General features: G+C 64.2%; 18 protein-coding genes. 10 read left to right on the top strand and 8 right to left on the bottom strand.

Annotated features, from left to right (window positions below; translation table 11 throughout):
• Window positions 1-23 precede the first annotated feature (23 nt).
• Window positions 24-1274, top strand: a complete 1251-nt coding sequence (locus MESOP_RS06500) for a glycoside hydrolase family 5 protein (RefSeq protein WP_013892532.1) — start codon at window positions 24-26, stop codon at window positions 1272-1274.
• A gap of 8 nt (window positions 1275-1282) precedes the next feature.
• On the opposite strand, the gene MESOP_RS06495 is transcribed toward MESOP_RS06500, so the two are convergent.
• The 5 genes from MESOP_RS06495 to rcdA all read right to left on the bottom strand — a co-directional run bounded on the left by MESOP_RS06495 (window position 1283) and on the right by rcdA (window position 5164).
• On the bottom strand, window positions 1283-2179 hold the full coding sequence (locus tag MESOP_RS06495; protein WP_013892531.1) for a metallophosphoesterase: 897 nt from the start codon (window positions 2177-2179) through the stop codon (window positions 1283-1285).
• 161 nt (window positions 2180-2340) lie between these two features.
• Complete coding sequence (ruvB, locus tag MESOP_RS06490; RefSeq protein WP_013892530.1) at window positions 2341-3378, bottom strand: Holliday junction branch migration DNA helicase RuvB; 1038 nt, start codon at window positions 3376-3378, stop codon at window positions 2341-2343.
• A gap of 43 nt (window positions 3379-3421) precedes the next feature.
• On the bottom strand, window positions 3422-4042 hold the full coding sequence (gene ruvA / locus MESOP_RS06485; RefSeq protein WP_013892529.1) for a Holliday junction branch migration protein RuvA: 621 nt from the start codon (window positions 4040-4042) through the stop codon (window positions 3422-3424).
• 13 nt (window positions 4043-4055) lie between these two features.
• Window positions 4056-4568 (bottom strand): crossover junction endodeoxyribonuclease RuvC, encoded by a 513-nt coding sequence (gene ruvC, locus MESOP_RS06480; protein ID WP_013892528.1) that lies wholly within the window; start codon window positions 4566-4568, stop codon window positions 4056-4058.
• Window positions 4569-4630: 62 nt separating this feature from the next.
• Entirely contained in the window at window positions 4631-5164 is a 534-nt protein-coding gene (gene rcdA / locus MESOP_RS06475; RefSeq protein ID WP_013892527.1) for a protease adaptor protein RcdA, read from the bottom strand.
• A gap of 578 nt (window positions 5165-5742) precedes the next feature.
• Between rcdA and MESOP_RS06470 the strand changes: the two genes are divergently transcribed.
• The gene (locus MESOP_RS06470; protein WP_013892526.1) at window positions 5743-6294 is read left to right on the top strand and encodes a DUF2269 family protein; all 552 of its coding nucleotides are present in this window, start codon (window positions 5743-5745) and stop codon (window positions 6292-6294) included.
• 41 nt (window positions 6295-6335) lie between these two features.
• Here MESOP_RS06470 and MESOP_RS06465 read toward each other — a convergent pair whose 3' ends face one another.
• From MESOP_RS06465 to MESOP_RS06455, 3 genes are all read right to left on the bottom strand, one after another.
• A complete protein-coding gene (locus MESOP_RS06465; RefSeq protein WP_013892525.1) occupies window positions 6336-7106 on the bottom strand; it encodes a sulfite exporter TauE/SafE family protein in 771 nt (256 codons plus the stop codon).
• 119 nt (window positions 7107-7225) lie between these two features.
• On the bottom strand, window positions 7226-7954 hold the full coding sequence (locus MESOP_RS06460; RefSeq protein ID WP_013892524.1) for a class I SAM-dependent methyltransferase: 729 nt from the start codon (window positions 7952-7954) through the stop codon (window positions 7226-7228).
• 111 nt (window positions 7955-8065) lie between these two features.
• Window positions 8066-8515, bottom strand: coding sequence for an Lrp/AsnC family transcriptional regulator (locus MESOP_RS06455; RefSeq protein ID WP_013892523.1), 450 nt, complete (start codon window positions 8513-8515; stop codon window positions 8066-8068).
• Window positions 8516-8649: 134 nt separating this feature from the next.
• Here MESOP_RS06455 and MESOP_RS06450 point away from each other — a divergent pair, with 134 nt between their 5' ends.
• The 8 genes from MESOP_RS06450 to MESOP_RS06415 all read left to right on the top strand — a co-directional run bounded on the left by MESOP_RS06450 (window position 8650) and on the right by MESOP_RS06415 (window position 16049).
• Entirely contained in the window at window positions 8650-9534 is an 885-nt protein-coding gene (locus MESOP_RS06450) for a DMT family transporter (protein ID WP_013892522.1), read from the top strand.
• A gap of 140 nt (window positions 9535-9674) precedes the next feature.
• Window positions 9675-10322 carry a thiamine phosphate synthase gene (locus MESOP_RS06445; protein ID WP_013892521.1) on the top strand — a complete coding sequence of 216 codons (648 nt, stop codon included), beginning with the start codon at window positions 9675-9677 and terminating at the stop codon, window positions 10320-10322.
• 1 nt (window position 10323) lies between these two features.
• Complete coding sequence (locus MESOP_RS06440) at window positions 10324-11367, top strand: tetratricopeptide repeat protein (RefSeq protein WP_013892520.1); 1044 nt, start codon at window positions 10324-10326, stop codon at window positions 11365-11367.
• 164 nt (window positions 11368-11531) lie between these two features.
• On the top strand, window positions 11532-12098 hold the full coding sequence (gene efp / locus MESOP_RS06435) for an elongation factor P (RefSeq protein WP_013892519.1): 567 nt from the start codon (window positions 11532-11534) through the stop codon (window positions 12096-12098).
• Window positions 12099-12182: 84 nt separating this feature from the next.
• Entirely contained in the window at window positions 12183-12983 is an 801-nt protein-coding gene (locus tag MESOP_RS06430; RefSeq protein WP_013892518.1) for an inositol monophosphatase family protein, read from the top strand.
• A 150-nt stretch (window positions 12984-13133) separates the two neighbouring features.
• Complete coding sequence (gene trhA / locus MESOP_RS06425) at window positions 13134-13838, top strand: PAQR family membrane homeostasis protein TrhA (RefSeq protein WP_013892517.1); 705 nt, start codon at window positions 13134-13136, stop codon at window positions 13836-13838.
• 152 nt (window positions 13839-13990) lie between these two features.
• Window positions 13991-15016, top strand: coding sequence for a MotA/TolQ/ExbB proton channel family protein (locus MESOP_RS06420; RefSeq protein WP_013892516.1), 1026 nt, complete (start codon window positions 13991-13993; stop codon window positions 15014-15016).
• Between the two features lies 1 nt (window position 15017).
• On the top strand, window positions 15018-16049 hold the full coding sequence (locus MESOP_RS06415; protein WP_013892515.1) for a peptidoglycan -binding protein: 1032 nt from the start codon (window positions 15018-15020) through the stop codon (window positions 16047-16049).
• Window positions 16050-16251: the final 202 nt, after the last annotated feature.

Raw genomic sequence — 16251 nt, 5'->3', positions numbered from 1 at the left:
TCCTCCACGCGACAAAGCATCGGATGGCACTGTTGACGGCGATGATCAAGAGTTTGATGGCGGCGCTGCTGGTGCTCGTGGCCCTGGCGTGGCCCGGCCAGGCGGCCACTTTTACGATGAAGCGTGGCCTCAACCTCGATCAGTGGGTCACCTGGCCTGGCGAGGATCAGTGGGGCGACGCCAAGGCCATCCTGCCCTTTCCTGAGTGGCGCAAATTCCTCAACGGAGACGATCTCGAGGCACTGAAGCAGGCCGGCTTCGATTTCCTGCGCATGCCGGTCGACCCTTCGCCCTTGCTGTCCGATCAGACAACGGCTCTGCGCGATGACCTCTACGCCAGCGTGCTGGACTCGGTGCGCATGATCAATCGCGCCGGCCTGAAGGTGATCGTCGACATGCATCTGATCCCGGCTGGCGGCAGCCGCAAGATCGGCATGGCTGAGGTGATGGAGGACCCGCGGACCTTCGAGCTTTATGTCGACATGGTGCGCAAGATGGCCCGCACCCTGGCCGGTGAGGATCCCAAGAAGGTCGCCTTCGAATTGATGAACGAACCGATCGTCGATTGCGACAGCGACGGCACCAGCCTGTGGCCCGACCGCCAGCAGAAATTGTTCGCCGCCGCCCGATCCTCGGCGACGAAACTCACCCTGGTGCTGACCGGCGCCTGCTATTCCGCCGCGTCGTCGCTGGAGAAGATCGATCCGAAGGCCATTCCCGATGACAATGTCATCTGGACCTTCCATTCCTACGATCCGTTCCTGCTCACCCATCAGGGCGCGACCTGGGCCGGCGACTTCATCCCCTATGTGACTGGCCTTCCCTATCCGCTGACCGCCTTGCCGAAGGCGCAGCTCGACATGACGCTGGACACCATCCGCGCCCGGATCAAGGCCGAGGCGCCATGGACACGGCAGAGCGGCCTGCTTGCCTATCTCGACGAACAGGTCGCCAGCATGGACAGCCCCGACAAGCTCGACGGCCTGATGGATGCCCCGTTCAACAAGGTCGAGGCGTGGGCGAAGGCCAACCACATCAAGCCGGAAAACATCACGCTGGGCGAGTTCGGCATGATCCGCCAGGAATACGGCAATTCATACGTGATGCCGGCACAGTACCGCGCGACCTATGTCAGCGACATGGTCGCCCGCGCCGAGGCGCACGGTTTCTCATGGTCTGTGTGGAGCTATGGCGGCGCGTTCGGCATCGTCGACGCCTTCAACGGCGACAAGGCCGAGCCGGACGTGATGAAGGCAATCCGCAACCTGCGCTGAACCACGCATCAGCCAAGGTCGATCGACAGGATTTCCGGACGCATTCCGAAACGGATGGGCAAATTGCTGAAGCCAAGTCCGCCTGAGACGATCAGGTTGCGGTCGCTTTCCACGACATGGCCGTAGGCGTAGCGATTGCCGTAACGCGACGGCACGATCGGCGAATAACCGAACAGCCGCACCTGCCCGCCATGGGTGTGTCCCGACAGCGTCAAAGAAACCCGCCACGGCACTTTCGGGAAGATATCCGGCTCGTGCGCCAGCAAGATGACAGGCGAGCTATCGCGGACCTTGGCCAGCGTGCCGTCGAGATCGTCCAGCCCCTTGGGCCTGTCGCCCTTTTTGGTCGGCAGCAGGGCCAGCTGATCGGCGAGCCCCGCGATCCAGACACCATGCCCATCCTTTTCCAGGCGCACGGCGTCGTTCTCGAGCACCGGAATGCCGACCTTCTCCAATGCCTTGCGCGCGATCGTCGGACCAACCCCTGCCCGCTGCGCGAAGCCGTCGTTCCACCAGTCGTGGTTGCCAAGGATCGACAGCACGCCAAGCGGCGCCTTGAGCCCTGACAGGGCGCCCGCCCATTGCGGTGGCGTCACCCTTTGCGAAACCAGGCGCATGCCGGCGATGTAGTCGCCAAGCAGCACGATCAGGTCCGGCTGCAGGGCATTCGCCTCTTCGACAAGCGATGCGATGCGCTCCTGCGTCATCCACGGCCGGCAGGCATGGATGTCGGCCAGGGCGACGACACGCAGCTTCAACCCCGCCGGCCAGTGCGGCGGCGTCAGCGCATAGCGCTTCACATGCGTCAGGAGCATCGGCTCGATGCCGACCGCGTAGGCGCTGAAAGCGGCAACCGACAGGAACGACCCGCCCATGAAGCGCAGGAACCCGCGTCTGGTTATCATTCCATGGCTCCGGCACTTCGACCACGGCGGCGTGCCGCGAGGCAGCGCCGATAAAGTCCACGATTGCGCCGGCAAATCGGCAAAGACGAGTAGATTTTGCGCAGAACGTTCACAGATGCTTGATCACTGGGTCTGGGAACCCGCGCCTGATCGCCTGGCCGTTACTCTTCCTGGAACAGGTTGATCTGCTGCTGCGCGAGATCCTTCGGCGCGTCGAGGCCGAGGTGTCGCCAGGCATTGCCCGTCAGCATGCGCCCGCGCGGCGTGCGCTGGATGAAGCCCTGCTGGATCAGATAGGGCTCGATGATGTCTTCGATGGCGTCGCGCGGCTCGGACAGGCCCGCCGCGATCGTCTCGATGCCGACCGGCCCGCCACCGAAATTGCGGGCGATCATCGACAGATACCGGCGGTCGAGCGCGTCCAGGCCGAGCGCGTCGACCTCCAGCCGGGTCAGCGCCTCGTCGGCGATCAGGCGGTCGACATGGCCGTCGCCGGCCACCGAAGCGAAATCGCGCACCCGGCGCAGCAGCCGGCCGGCGATGCGTGGCGTGCCGCGCGCGCGCCGCGCGATCTCGAGCGCGCCATCGTCGCCGAGCGGCATTTGCAGGATGCGCGCACCGCGCCGCACGATCTGTTCCAATTCCTCGACCGTATAGAAATTAAGCCGCACCGGAATGCCGAAACGGTCGCGCAGCGGATTGGTGAGCAGGCCAAGCCGCGTCGTGGCGGCGACCAGCGTGAACCGGGCAAGGTCGATCTTGACCGAACGCGCCGCCGGCCCCTCGCCGATGATCAGGTCGAGCTGGAAATCCTCCATCGCCGGGTAGAGGATCTCCTCCACCGCCGGGTTCAGCCGGTGGATCTCGTCGATGAACAGCACGTCGCCTTCTTCGAGATTGGTGAGCAGTGCCGCGAGATCGCCGGCCTTGGCGATGACCGGGCCGGAGGTCGAGCGGAAATTGACGCCGAGCTCGCGCGCCATGATCTGCGCCAGCGTGGTCTTGCCGAGCCCCGGCGGGCCGACGAACAGCACATGGTCGAGCGCCTCGTTGCGGCCCTTGGCGGCCTCGATGAACACTTTGAGGTTGGCCCGCACCGCCGCCTGGCCGACGAAATCGTCAAGCGTCTGCGGCCGCAAGGTCTGCTCGGCATCCTCGCCGCGTTTTTCGGGAGCAATCAGGCGGGGCGCTAGGCTCATGCCGTCTTCCTCGCATATGGCCGGGAAACGGACAAGCGAGCCCTCACCGCGCCAGTTCCTTCAGCCCGAAGCGGATCAGCTTCGAGGCGTCCGCGTCCTCGCCCGCCGTCTTCAGCGCCGCCGATACCGCATTGGCGGCGGTGTCGCGCGAATAGCCGAGGTTGACCAGCGCCGAGACGGCATCGGTGATCGGCGCGGGCGCCACGCCATCGCCGAGTTCCTGTTTCAGGCCGATGGTTCCGGAGGCGGCGCCGGCATAGGCCGGCGCCTTGTTCTTCAATTCGGTGACGATGCGCTCGGCCACTTTCTTGCCGACACCCGGCGCACGGCTGACCATGGCGATGTCGCGCAGCGCGATCGCATTGGCGAGGTCGGCCGGCGTCAGCGTCGACAGGATGGCCAGCGCCACCTTGGCGCCGACGCCCGGCACATTGTTCATCAGCAGCCGAAACCACTCGCGCTCGAGCTGCGACTGGAAGCCATAAAGGCGCAGCATATCCTCGCGCACATAGGTCTCGATGAACAGCACCACCGCTTCGCCGGGAGAAGGCAATGCTGCCAACGTGCGCGCCGAGCAATAAGCGACATAGCCGACGCCATGGATGTCGACGAGGCAATGATCCTCGTCGATCTCGTCCAACGTGCCCTTGAGCTTGCCGATCATTCCGCAAAGCCTCTCATGATGCCAATGCCGCCATCCGGTAAGCAACGCTTTGCCGGTGATGCGCGTGGCAAATCGCGATCGCCAGCGCGTCCGCGGCATGTTCGGTGTCGAAGGTCGCTTTCGGCAGCAGCACCTTCACCATCATGTGGATTTGCTTCTTGTCGCCATGGCCGACGCCAATCACCGCCTTTTTGACGGCGTTGGGCGCATATTCGGCGACGACGAGGCCGGCGCGCGCCGGCACCAGCATGGCGATGCCGCGCGCCTGGCCGAGCTTCAGCGTCGCCACCGCGTCCTTGTTGACGAAGGTCTGTTCGACGGCCGCTTCGTGCGGCATGGCCGCATGCAGAACCTCGGCGAGCCCGTCATGCAACTGGCAAAGCCGCGTTGCCAGCGCCGCCTTGTCCTCGGAGCGCACGGTGCCGGAAGCGACGAAGCGCAAGGAATTACCGAGGCTCTCCACGATGCCCCAGCCGGTGCGCCTGAGCCCCGGATCAATCCCGATAATGCGAATCGCGTCCCCCATCCCGCCAGTTTACCTCCGGCGGACAGCGATGCCAGCAAAATGTGAACAAACCAGAAACGGAGCTAATTGCGGGCGAAAGCCGTGTTGAGCAGGCTGATCTGGTCCGAAACCGGATTGGCCCGGCGGACCACGGGCTGCATGTCTACCATGGCGCTGGCGCCGTAGATCTCCTCATCCATGCGGCGCACCAGCGCCTGCAGGCGTAGCGAGCGGGTGACGAGGTCGAGGAAATCGTCGGGCAGTTCGGCCCAGCCGGCCGCCTCGTTATGGGCGGAAGCCGTGTCGAGGCGCACCTTGGATTTTTCCGAAGCGACCTGGTCGCGGGTCATCTCGCCGGAATTGGCCGCGCGCTGCAAAAGCAGCCACGAGGCAACCTGCATCAGCCTGGTGGTCAGCCGCATCGATTCGGCCGCATAGAGCGTCGCGGCCAGCCGCGACAGCTTCTTGGCCTCGGCCCGGCCCTTGCCGTCGAGATATTCCGCTGCCTGTTCGACCAGGCCCATGCCTTCCTGGTAGAGCGGTTTGAAGGAGTGCGAAAAAACCCGGCGCTCCGCCAGTTTGACGGTTTTCGCACTGCCCTTCGAAGCCTCGTTCATGGATACGCCCCTGCACTTGCAACCGGCCGATTCGGCTCACTGCCGATACACCCGGGACCCTATAAGACTGAAGCTTGAAAATGCGCTTCGCCAGGGGTGAAGGCAAGCACATGTTTAACAGAAGGTTAACAGCGATCCCGTGCGCGCAATGTCGCTGGAATGCGGACAAAAAAAGAGCCGCGGATAAGGCGGCTCTCAGGAGTTTAACAGGGAGGCGTCAAACAAAGTGGCTCCAACCACTCGGTAAGAATCCAGATCACTGGATGGACATAGTAAACGCCTGTAAAGCTTAATGGACCCTTAACGGCGCCGATGTTTTTTGACCGAACGCCCCGCTCCTGTGCCGTAACAGCACACGGACCAAACCTCGCTTCAGGCTCGGAGCCTGTTTCGAAATTCGCTCTGGCGAAACCGCGCACCGGGCTGTTGCCGGGAGCCGCGCCGATCGAACCGCCGAAACACAGGCGGTTTTTCGCGACATCGTTCCGAAACAGGCGCTGCGCTAAACGCCCGCTCCTCTGACGGCTGGCGCATGTCCGCTCCGCCGCGGCAACCCGAAAATATTCCAGGAGCAACCGATGGACTGGTATTCGATCGTCAAATTTCTCCACATCGTCTCAGCCACCTTGTGGGTCGGCGGCGGCTTCGTACTGTTTCTGCTCGGTATGCTTGCCGAGCGCGCCGGCAACATCGAGGACAAGCTTCAGGCGATGCGTGCCAGTGGGCAGTTGGGCGGGCGTTTCTTCGCACCGATGTCGATGCTTACCTTGCTCTTCGGCCTTGTCATGTGCGGCTTCTGGGTCGGCTTCTCCGATCTTTGGATCATCATCGGCCTGGTCGGCTACGCCACCACCTTCTCGATCGGCATGTTCATTTTCAAGCCGACCGGCGAGCGCATGGCTGCGATGATCGCCACGGAAGGCGTCACGTCTTCCGTGCTTGCCATTGGCCAGCGCATGATGAGCGCGGCACGCTTCGACTATGCGGTGATGCTGGTGATCGTCGCCGACATGGTGCTCAAGCCGACCGCGGATGACATCGGCATTCTCGCCGGCATGGTGCTTGTCCTGGTGGCGGGCGCCATGCTGGCCTTCGGCGGAAGCCGTCGCCTTGTGCCCAGCGCCGCCTGATTCGGCAGATGGTGAGAGCGGCTGAACAGCCGCCTCGCCTGCTAAATGAGGCCGGCGACACCGTCCCACAGCAGCTTCAGCGCCACCACCGCCACTGTGGCGTAGGTGAAGGGGTAGAAAATCTCCGGCCGCATGCGCCGCACCAGCCAGGCGCCGGCGATGGTCGACAGCGGCGCCAGCGGCATCAGTACGGCGGACGCCGTCAGGTTGGCGGTGTCGAACTGGCCGAGCGCGAAATAGGGCACGAGCTTCAACGCATTGGTGGCGGCGAAGAAGATCGCCGCCGTGCCCGACAGCACCTTGGGGTCGAGCCGGATCGGCAAGGCATAGACCTGGAAGGGCGGCCCGCCGACATGCGCGACGAAGCTGGTGAAGCCGGCGACGGTTCCCCATAGGGCGGCAGCCACGCGGTTGGGTTCGGCGGCATGGCTCGAGCCATGGCGAAACTGCAGATAGAGCCAGCGCAGCACGAAGATGATGGCGACGGCGCCGACGATGAGCCGCACCGCCTCCTCGGTGACCAGGGCTGCTGTCAGCCAGCCGAGGCCGATGCCGATGACGGCGCCCGGCATCATGTCGACCAGCATCTTGCGGTCGTAAACGCCCCACCAGGTCCACACCGAGACGATGTCCATCAGGCACAGGATGGGCAGCAGGATGGCAGCCGCCTGCACCGGCGGCATGGTCAATGCCATCAGCGGCACGCCGACGAAGCCGACGGCGCCGCCGAACCCGCCCTTGGACAGGCCGACCAGAATGACCGCCGGAATGGCGGCCGCGTAGAACCATGGATCGAGAAGCAGGCCTGACATGGGGAGGGACTGGTCTGGAGGGAAAGCGAGTCAACGGCCTGAATAGCCTAGAATTGCGCGTCGGGCGACTGCAAATCTGGGGCCGCCGCCGCGCGCCCGGCCGATGGCTGGCGCCGGCGCTATCGCCGCGCCGAAACCAGCAGGAACATCGGCCGCTCTAGTTCTTCCGCCAGTTCCGGCCTGGCCGCGATCTGCTCGGCAGTCGGACAGAAATCCTCGACATGCTCTATGGTGAAGCCGGACCGGATCAGGCTGTTCAGCGTGGTGCCGATCGTGCGGTGATATTTGACCACGCCCTTGGCAAGCCAGTCGGTCTTGCGAGGGCCTTCCACCAGATACCGGTCGACGGGCCACGTCTTGCGGCCTTCGGCATCGATCAGCCAGCCGGGTTTGGTCGGCGCCATGTAGATCGGATGTTCCGTCGAGAAGACGAAATGGCCGCCGGGCGAAAGGGCTCGATGCACAGTCTCGAACAGCCGCGCGACGTCCTCGACATAATGGAGCGCAAGCGAGCTGTAGGCGAGATCGAAGGCGCCTGGCGGCAGGCTGAGTTGGTCGAGATCGGCCCGCTCATAGGTGATGCCGGTGTCCGGGCTGGCGGCTCTCGCCCGGGCGAGCATCTTCTCCGACAGGTCCAGGCCAAGGATCTCTCGCGCCCCTTTCTCATGCGCCCAGCGGCAGAACCAGCCGAAGCCGCAGCCGAGGTCGACGATTCTTGTGCCGGCGACTTCAGGCAGCATCGCACGCAACGCCGGCCATTCGGCGGCACCCTCCAGGCCTTCGACCGAACGGCCAAGCTGGCTGTAGCCGGCGAAGAAATCCGGCTGGTCGTAGATATTCTGCGCCATGTCTTTCTCGTTGTTCAGGCAATCACCGTTCCCGGACAATCATCTGGTGGATGACTGACATTTGGTGGGCTGGCCGCGCATTTCCACCTCGGCCACGCGGAGTCAAGGCAATCAGGCCGACGGTGCCCCGAGCGGTGGTGGCCGCCGGCGGATCGGCTGCGCCTTGATGATGGCAGTGCTGGTCTCGGCCTTGTCGGCGATGCGGTCGAGAATGCCGTCGAGATCACCGATCGAGCGCACGAACAGCCGTGCGACGAAGCAGTCATCGCCCGTCACCTTGTCGCATTCGCCAAACTCGGCAATCTCCTCGATCAGCTTCTGGACAATGTGCAGCTTGCCCGGCAAAGGCTTGATGCGCACGATCGCCTGCAGCGTGTAGCCGAGCGCCAGCGGATCGATCTCGACGGTGAAGGCCCGGATGACGCCGCGCTCCTCGAGCCGCCGAAGCCGCTCCGAAACACTCGGCGACGACAGCCCGACCTGGGCCGCCAGATCCTTCAGCGAGGTCCGCGCATCCCTCACCAGTATTTCGAGGAGATTTCGGTCGAGATCGTCAAGCATTTCAGATTTCTCACAGATTCGAAGCAGATGCCTAATATAATTAGGTCATCTATCCATATTCCCTTTTTCAGAAGATGGAAAGCACCCGCATCGCATGAGATTATGCAGCCTCAAACGGGTTTGAGAGGTCCATCATGAACGATACGGTACGCGGCACGATCGAAATGTCCGCCGCCATGGCGATCCTGGGAACGATCGGCTGGTTCGTGATCATGTCCGGCCAGCCGATCATGGATGTGGTGTTCTGGCGCTGCGCATTCGGCGCGCTGACGCTGCTCGTCATCTGCGCCGGGCTGGGGCTGCTGCGCAACGGACTGACGCTGCGCATCATCGGCCTCGCCGCGCTTGGCGGTGCCGCCATCGTCATCAACTGGGTTCTGCTCTTCAGTGCTTTCTCCCGCGCGTCGATCTCCATCGCCACCGCCGTCTACAACACCCAGCCCTTCATGCTGGTCGGCTTCGGCGCGCTCTTCTTCGCCGAGCGGCTGACGCTGACCAAACTGACCTGGCTGACAATAGCCTTCGCCGGCATGGTGCTGATCGTCTGCGCCGCCCCTGACGCCGGCGATGTCGGCACCAACTATTTCGCCGGCATCCTGATGGCGCTGGCCGCGGCCTTCTTCTGGGCAGTCGCTGCCATCGTCACCAAGAAGCTCAAGGGCACGCCGCCGCATTTGATCGCGCTTATCCAGGTCTGTGTCGGCGTCGTCATGCTGGCGCCCTTCGCCAATCTCTCGCATCTCCCCGCCGACCCATGGAGCTGGACCATGCTGGCGACGCTGGGCGTCGTCCACACCGGCCTGATGTACATCCTGATGTATGGCGCCATCCAGAAACTGCCGACACACCTGCAGGGATCGCTGTCCTTCATCTATCCGGTCGTCGCCATCCTGGTCGATGTCACCGCCTTCGGCCATCGCTTGCATCTCAGCCAGGTCGTCGGCGCCGCCGCCATTTTGGTTGCCGCCGCCGGGATGAATCTCGGCTGGACGCTGTGGAGGTCGCGGGTCCCGGCCTGACGACCGCAACCGCTCACGAGATACCTGGACGCGTTTCGACCAGCGATCCCGCCCGTCCGCCTGTTCAAAGCGGGCAGTTTGCTCTATGCCGCAATCCAACCATCTTCGCCCGGCATAGGCGAAACCCGGGATCAAGAACCATGAACGACGCCACGCCTCCCAACCGCTGCCGCATTGTGCTGATCGCGCCGCCAGGCGTGCCGGCGGACCGTATCGCGGCCGCATTCGACGGCGGCGACGTCGCCTCGCTGATCCTGCCGGAGAACGGCATGGACGAAGCCTCCTTCCAGGCCTTTGCCGAACAAATCGTGCCGGCGGCGCAGGCCGCGGGCGTGGCCGTCATCATCGCCGGCGACACCCGCATCGCGGGCCGTGTCCAGGCCGACGGCATCCATGTCGAGGTTTCCAAGACCGAGCTCGCCGAAACGATTGGGCATTTCCAGGCCAAGATGATGGTCGGCACCGGCGGCGCCAAGACGCGTGACGATGCGCTTGAGCTTGGCGAGACGCGGCCCGACTACATCTTCTTCGGCCGCTTCGGCTACGACAACAAGCCCGAGCCGCACCCACGCAACCTGTCGCTGGGGCGATGGTGGGCCGACATGATCCAGATCCCCTGCATCGTCATGGCTGGATCCGACCTCGCATCCGTCGAGACGGTGGCCGCCACCGGTGCCGAATTCGTCGCCCTGTCGAGTGCGGTGTTCGCCGACGGCGTCGATCCGCAGGCGGCGATCGCCCAGGCCAACGCGTCGCTCGACGAAACCGCGCCGCGCTTCGAGGATTGACGTGGCACTGGCAAGGCTTCCCCTTCAGGCCCTGCTTGCGGCGGTCATGATCCAGTCCGCTGCCGCCGCCGAAACGGTACCCTTGCCGCAGCCCAAGCCGGATATCGGCGCGCATACCGACAAGCCGATCGAAAACCAGCTGCCGCAGCCCGCCACCACGGCAGAGCCCGCGCCCTTGCCCTCGGCCGACAACATCAACCCCGACCGCTTCGGGGCCAAGCCGGCGGACGCGGCCTATGGCGCCTTCCAGCGCGGGCTCTACAAGACCGCCTACAACCTCGCGCTTGTCCGCGCACAAAACGGCGACTCGGCGGCGCAGACGCTGGTGGCCGAGATCCTGTCGCGCGGGCTCGGCGTGCCGCTCAATGCGGCCGAAGCAGCGAAATGGTATGCGCTCGCCGCCGAACAGGGGGTGCCGGAATCACAGTTCCAGTACGCGCTGATGCTGCTCGACGGGCGCTACGTCAAGAAGGACGAGAAGGAGGCCTATGCGCTGATGCAGGCCGCCGCCGAAGCCGGCAACCGGCTGGCGCAATTCAATTTCGCGCAGATGCTGGTCCAGCAGGATCCCGGTGACGCAGGCTTGAGCAAGGCGGTCTCCTACTATGAGCGCGCCGCCGCGACCGGCCTCGCCGACGCGCAGTACGCCATGTCCCAGATCTATGCCAACGGCGTCGGCGGCAAGCCGCGCGACGATGCGCACGCAAGGCGCCTGCTGGCGCAGGCCGCGCGGCAGAACTACGACACCGCGCAGATCGACCTCGCCGCCTGGATGATCGAGGGCCGCGGCGGCGCGCGCGACCTGAAATCCGCCTTCGGCTGGACGAAGCAGGCAGCCGAAGGCGGCAATGTCGCCGCCGAGAACCGCCTGGCGAAACTCTATATGGAAGGCATCGGCGTCGACCCCGACCTGGTGCTCGCCGCCGCCTGGTACATCGTCGCGCGCCGCGCCGGCCTCATCGATCCTCAGATGGACGATTTCCTGCAAGGGCTGAGCGACGACCAGACCAAGCAGGCCTTGCAGAAGGCGAACCGCCTGCCTTGACGGCGGTCCGCGAGATCGCCCGGCAGTCAGCCCGTCGCGCGGCGCCAGCCGCCCGCTCCCTTGCCTCTTGCGGTTATTTGTGGTCTTGGAAGCCCGAAATCGCTTTCCCAGCGACAATCCCATACCAACGGCTGGCCGTTGGCAGCATCCCGGATCACCTCATCATGGCCAAGATCAACGGCAACGAAATCCGTCCCGGCTACGTCATCGAGCACGATGGCGGCCTCTGGGTGGCGGTCAGGACCAACACCGTCAAGCCTGGCAAGGGCGGCGCCTACAACCAGGTCGAGCTGAAGAACCTCATCAACGGCACCAAGCTCAACGAGCGCTTCCGATCGGCCGAGACGGTCGAGCAGATCCGCCTCGACCTGAAGGATTTTTCCTTCCTCTACGAACAGGACGACGCGCTGGTGTTCATGGACACCCAAAGCTACGAGCAGCTCGAACTGAACAAGGACTTCGTCGGCGACCGCGCCGCCTTCCTGCAGGACGGCATGATGGTGACGGTGCAGCTCTACGAGGAAAGGCCGATCGGGATCTCGCTGCCCGATTACGTGACCCTGGCCATCACCGAGGCGGACCCGGTGGTGAAGGGCCAGACGGCGGCATCCTCATACAAGCCGGCGGTGCTGGAGAATGGCATCCGTGTTCTGGTGCCGCCCTTCATCGGTGCCGGCGAACGCATCATCGTCGACACCAACGAAATCACATACGTGCGCCGCGCCGACTGATGCATGTCGCCCAAAAGTGGCCCCGGTTTTGGGTCACCGACATGCATCAAGACAGAGTTTAATGCGGGCACAGGAAGACATACGATGGCACGCTCAGCCCTTCTCAACGTCATGGTCCAGGCCGCAATGAAGGCCGGCCGCTCGCTGTCGCGCGACTTCGGCGAGGTCCAGAACCTGCAGGTCTCGATGAAGGGGCCGGGCGACTATGTCAGCCAGGCCGACCGCAAGGCCGAGGATATCGTCTTTGCCGAACTGTCGAAGGCACGCCCGGGCTACGGCTTCCTGATGGAAGAGCGCGGCATCGTCGCCGGCGACGACAGCCAGCACCGCTGGATCGTCGATCCGCTCGACGGCACCACCAATTTCCTGCATGGCATTCCGCTGTTCGCCGTCTCGATCGCGCTTGAGCGCCAAGGTCAGATCGTCGCCGGCGTCATCTACAATCCGGCAATGGACGAGCTCTACACGACCGAGCGTGGCGGCGGCGCCTTCCTGAACGACCGCCGTCTGCGCGTCGCTGGCCGCACCAAGCTCGTCGACGCCGTCATCGGCTGCGGCGTGCCGCATCTGGGACGCGGCCAGCACGGCAATTTCCTGATCGAGCTGCGCCACGTCATGGCCGAGGTCTCCGGCGTCAGGCGCCTTGGCTCGGCTTCGCTCGATCTGGCCTATGTCGCCGCCGGCCGCATGGACGGGTTTTGGGAAATCGGCCTGTCGGCCTGGGACATCGCCGCTGGCCTGCTCCTCATCCGCGAGGCGGGCGGCTTCGTCTCCGACATGGATGGCGGACAGGACATGCTGGACCATGGTTCGGTCGTCGCCGGCAACGAGATCATCCAGCGCGCGCTGCTGAAGACGGTGAAAAAGCCCCTCGCGCCCCGCTGAAGCAATTCCGGGAAAGGCGCGTAGCGCTTTCCCTGGGGAATTGCGTAAGGCACAAATGCCGCCGCGCTGAACCGCCGCAGTCGCAAAACCGCAACCAAAGCTTGAAATACTGTCCGGCGGCTGCCCAGATAGGGTGACGCAGGATCATCGATGACGAACACACCGCCGCAACTCGAAATCCCCGCCGCACTCGAAATCCCCTTTGTCGGGCGCTGGCACTACTCCCGCGCGGAGATGATCGCCGACGGCATCGTCCATGCGGTCGGCATCGTGCTGGCGATCGCGGCCGGCTCGGCGTTGCTGGCGCTGGCGGCGTCTCGGGTCGGGCCTGGCGAATACATTGCCGCCGCCTTCTATGTCGTCTCGCTGCTCACCGTTCTGTCGGTATCGCTGACCTACAATCTGTGGCCGGTGACCTCGCCGGCGAAATGGATCCTGCGGCGTTTCGATCACGCCGCGATCTATCTGCTGATCGCGGCCACCTACACGCCGTTTCTGGCCCAGCTCGACGGCTCGCCGCTGGCCAGATGGATGATCGTGCTGGTCTGGGTCGCGGCGGCAACGGGCATCGCCATCAAGGTGTTCTTCCCCGGCCGCTTCGACCGCCTGGCGATCGTCTTCTATCTCGCCATCGGCTGGAGCGGGGTCGTACTGGTCAAGCCGCTCGTCGAGACGCTGCCGACGACATCGATCGTACTCATTGTCGCCGGTGGCGTCGTCTATTCCTGCGGCGTCGTTTTCTTCGCCTGGAAGGGACTGCGCTTCCACAACGCGCTGTGGCATGGCTTCGTCGTCACCGGCGCCGGCTTGCATCTGGCGGCCATGGTCGACTGTCTGGTGATAAACCGCCTCTGATCCTGGAAGCCGATTTCGGTTTGCATGTCGGATGGACGCGCTGCACATTAGCCCCACGGCAATATTGCCAAGCGCCATTCAATTTGGTCACAATTCCGTTTAGAGTCGCCAACGACGTGATCGGCGGCAGCGGCATCGGAAACGGGGCACGAATGGCTTTTCTCAGATCCTTCGGCATGGGCAGGCGCTCCGACGTCCTGATCTACGATCCACATAAACTGTCGAGCCCGCAGGTCTTCCTGCTCACCATGGTCATCTTCCTGGCCATCGTGGCGTTTATCGCCGCGATATTGACCCGCCAGATCTCGACCGCCTTCGTCACCAATCCCGGCCTCAACGGCCTGATCGTCGGCGTGCTCGCCGTCGGCATCCTGCTGGCCTTCGTCCAGGTCGGGCGGCTGTTTCGCGAGGTGCGCTGGGTCAACTCTTTCCGGGCCGGCTCGGAAACCACCGAACCGGTGCTGCTGGCGCCGATGAAGGCGATGATCGGCCGGTCGTCGTCGATGGCCTTCTCGACCTCCTCGATGCGCACCATGCTCGATTCCATCGCCACGCGCCTCGATGAAAGCCGCGACACCTCGCGCTACCTTGTCGGCCTGCTGGTTTTCCTCGGCCTGCTCGGCACCTTCTGGGGCCTGTTGAACACGATCGGCTCTATCCGCGAGACCATCGAATCGCTCGATCCCGGCACGGGTGACGCGGCCGCGGTGCTCGATTCACTGAAACAAGGCCTGTCGGCGCCGCTGGCCGGCATGGGCACCGCCTTCTCGTCCTCGCTGTTCGGCCTGTCCGGCTCGCTCGTACTCGGCTTCCTCGATCTGCAGGCCGGCCGCGCCCAGACGCGCTTCTACACCGAACTTGAGAACTGGCTGTCTTCGGTCACGGACCTCTCGTCCGACATTGTGGTTTCCGACCCCGCCAAGACCGAATCCTCCGACGAGATCCGCGTGCTGTCCGAAAAGCTGCGCAGCATGCAGGAGAACGGCGGCGGCTCCAACCCGCGCGTTGCCACCGCCATGGCCAATCTTGCCGATGGCATTTCCGGCCTGGTCAAGAACATGCGCTCCGAGCAGCAGATCATGCGCGACTGGGTCGAGGCTCAATCCGACGAGCAGAAGGCGATGCGCAACACGCTGGAAAAGATCGCCGACGCCCTGAAGAAGCAGGGAGTACACTAGCGTGGCCCTGGCACGGGCGCGGCGCGCCGATCGCCGCATCGACTATTGGCCAGGCTTCGTCGATGCACTGTCGACGCTGCTGCTGGCCATCATGTTCCTGCTCACCGTCTTTGTGCTGGCGCAGTTCCTGCTCGGCCGCGAAATCTCCGGCAAGGATACGGCGCTGTCACGCCTCAACTCGCAGATCAACGAACTGACCCAGCTTCTGGCGCTGGAGCGCTCGACAGCACAGGACAAGGATGATTCGCTCGCCAATCTGCAGGCATCGCTGTCGGCGGCGGAGGCCGAGAAGAGCCGGCTCGAACAATTGCTGGCGCAAGGCGCCGGCGCCGGCGATGCCGCCAACCAACGTGCGGCGGCGCTCGGCGGAGAACTCGACAACCAGCGCCAGATCAGCCAGCAGGCGCTGAGCCAGGTCGAAATCCTCAACCAGCAGATCGCCGCACTGCGCAAGCAGATCGGCGCGCTCGAGGACGCGCTCAACGTGTCCGAAACGCGCGACCGCGATTCCAACACCAAGATCGCCGATCTCGGCCGCCGCCTCAACGTCGCGCTGGCCCAGCGCGTGCAGGAACTGAACCGCTACCGCTCCGACTTCTTCGGCCGCCTGCGCGAAATCCTCGCCGATCGCGAGAACATCCGTATCGTCGGCGACCGCTTCGTCTTCCAGTCGGAAGTGCTGTTCCCGACCGGCTCCGAGGTGATCAACGATGCAGGCAAGGTCGAGATGAAGAAACTCGCCGATGCCATCATCGAGCTGCAGAAGGAAATTCCGCCGGAGATCAACTGGGTGCTGCGCGTCGATGGCCACACCGACAACAAGCCGCTGTCCGGCACCGGCCGTTATCGCGACAATTGGGAACTGTCGACGGCGCGCTCGACCTCGGTGGTCAAGTTCCTGATCGAGAACGGCGTGCCGGCCAACCGGCTGGTCGCCGCCGGCTTTGGTGAGTTCCAGCCGCTCGATCCCGCCGACACCGAAGAGGCGCGCAACAAGAACCGCCGCATTGAACTCAAGCTCACCGAACGTTGATCCATCATCACGCGATGTCACGCGAATTTGTTCGCCGGCTCAACTCTAGGGCGCAAAGTGCGGCCGGCAAGGCCTGAAAAGATTATCTTTTTTTAATTACACTTCGCGCCGGAGCGCTCCTAGCTTGCTGCGCAGGGCCGAGAACCGCCGGCGATGCCTCCCATCGCGACGCGACGGAACCGGACGGCCCGCGTCCGGAACG

This window comes from Mesorhizobium opportunistum WSM2075, from assembly GCF_000176035.2.
In the GTDB taxonomy this organism is placed as follows: Bacteria; Pseudomonadota; Alphaproteobacteria; order Rhizobiales; family Rhizobiaceae; genus Mesorhizobium; species Mesorhizobium opportunistum.
Note: the sequence above shows the minus strand (reverse complement) of the source record. Positions and strands in the feature narration are given on the sequence as shown.

Coding starts and splice junctions, on each gene's coding strand:
- MESOP_RS06500 (WP_013892532.1), top strand. CDS start 24: ATGGCACTGTTGACGGCGATGATCAAGAGTTTGATGGCGGCGCTGCTG.
- MESOP_RS06495 (WP_013892531.1), bottom strand. CDS start 2,179: ATGATAACCAGACGCGGGTTCCTGCGCTTCATGGGCGGGTCGTTCCTG.
- ruvB (WP_013892530.1), bottom strand. CDS start 3,378: ATGAGCCTAGCGCCCCGCCTGATTGCTCCCGAAAAACGCGGCGAGGAT.
- ruvA (WP_013892529.1), bottom strand. CDS start 4,042: ATGATCGGCAAGCTCAAGGGCACGTTGGACGAGATCGACGAGGATCAT.
- ruvC (WP_013892528.1), bottom strand. CDS start 4,568: ATGGGGGACGCGATTCGCATTATCGGGATTGATCCGGGGCTCAGGCGC.
- rcdA (WP_013892527.1), bottom strand. CDS start 5,164: ATGAACGAGGCTTCGAAGGGCAGTGCGAAAACCGTCAAACTGGCGGAG.
- MESOP_RS06470 (WP_013892526.1), top strand. CDS start 5,743: ATGGACTGGTATTCGATCGTCAAATTTCTCCACATCGTCTCAGCCACC.
- MESOP_RS06465 (WP_013892525.1), bottom strand. CDS start 7,106: ATGTCAGGCCTGCTTCTCGATCCATGGTTCTACGCGGCCGCCATTCCG.
- MESOP_RS06460 (WP_013892524.1), bottom strand. CDS start 7,954: ATGGCGCAGAATATCTACGACCAGCCGGATTTCTTCGCCGGCTACAGC.
- MESOP_RS06455 (WP_013892523.1), bottom strand. CDS start 8,515: ATGCTTGACGATCTCGACCGAAATCTCCTCGAAATACTGGTGAGGGAT.
- MESOP_RS06450 (WP_013892522.1), top strand. CDS start 8,650: ATGAACGATACGGTACGCGGCACGATCGAAATGTCCGCCGCCATGGCG.
- MESOP_RS06445 (WP_013892521.1), top strand. CDS start 9,675: ATGAACGACGCCACGCCTCCCAACCGCTGCCGCATTGTGCTGATCGCG.
- efp (WP_013892519.1), top strand. CDS start 11,532: ATGGCCAAGATCAACGGCAACGAAATCCGTCCCGGCTACGTCATCGAG.
- MESOP_RS06430 (WP_013892518.1), top strand. CDS start 12,183: ATGGCACGCTCAGCCCTTCTCAACGTCATGGTCCAGGCCGCAATGAAG.
- trhA (WP_013892517.1), top strand. CDS start 13,134: ATGACGAACACACCGCCGCAACTCGAAATCCCCGCCGCACTCGAAATC.
- MESOP_RS06420 (WP_013892516.1), top strand. CDS start 13,991: ATGGCTTTTCTCAGATCCTTCGGCATGGGCAGGCGCTCCGACGTCCTG.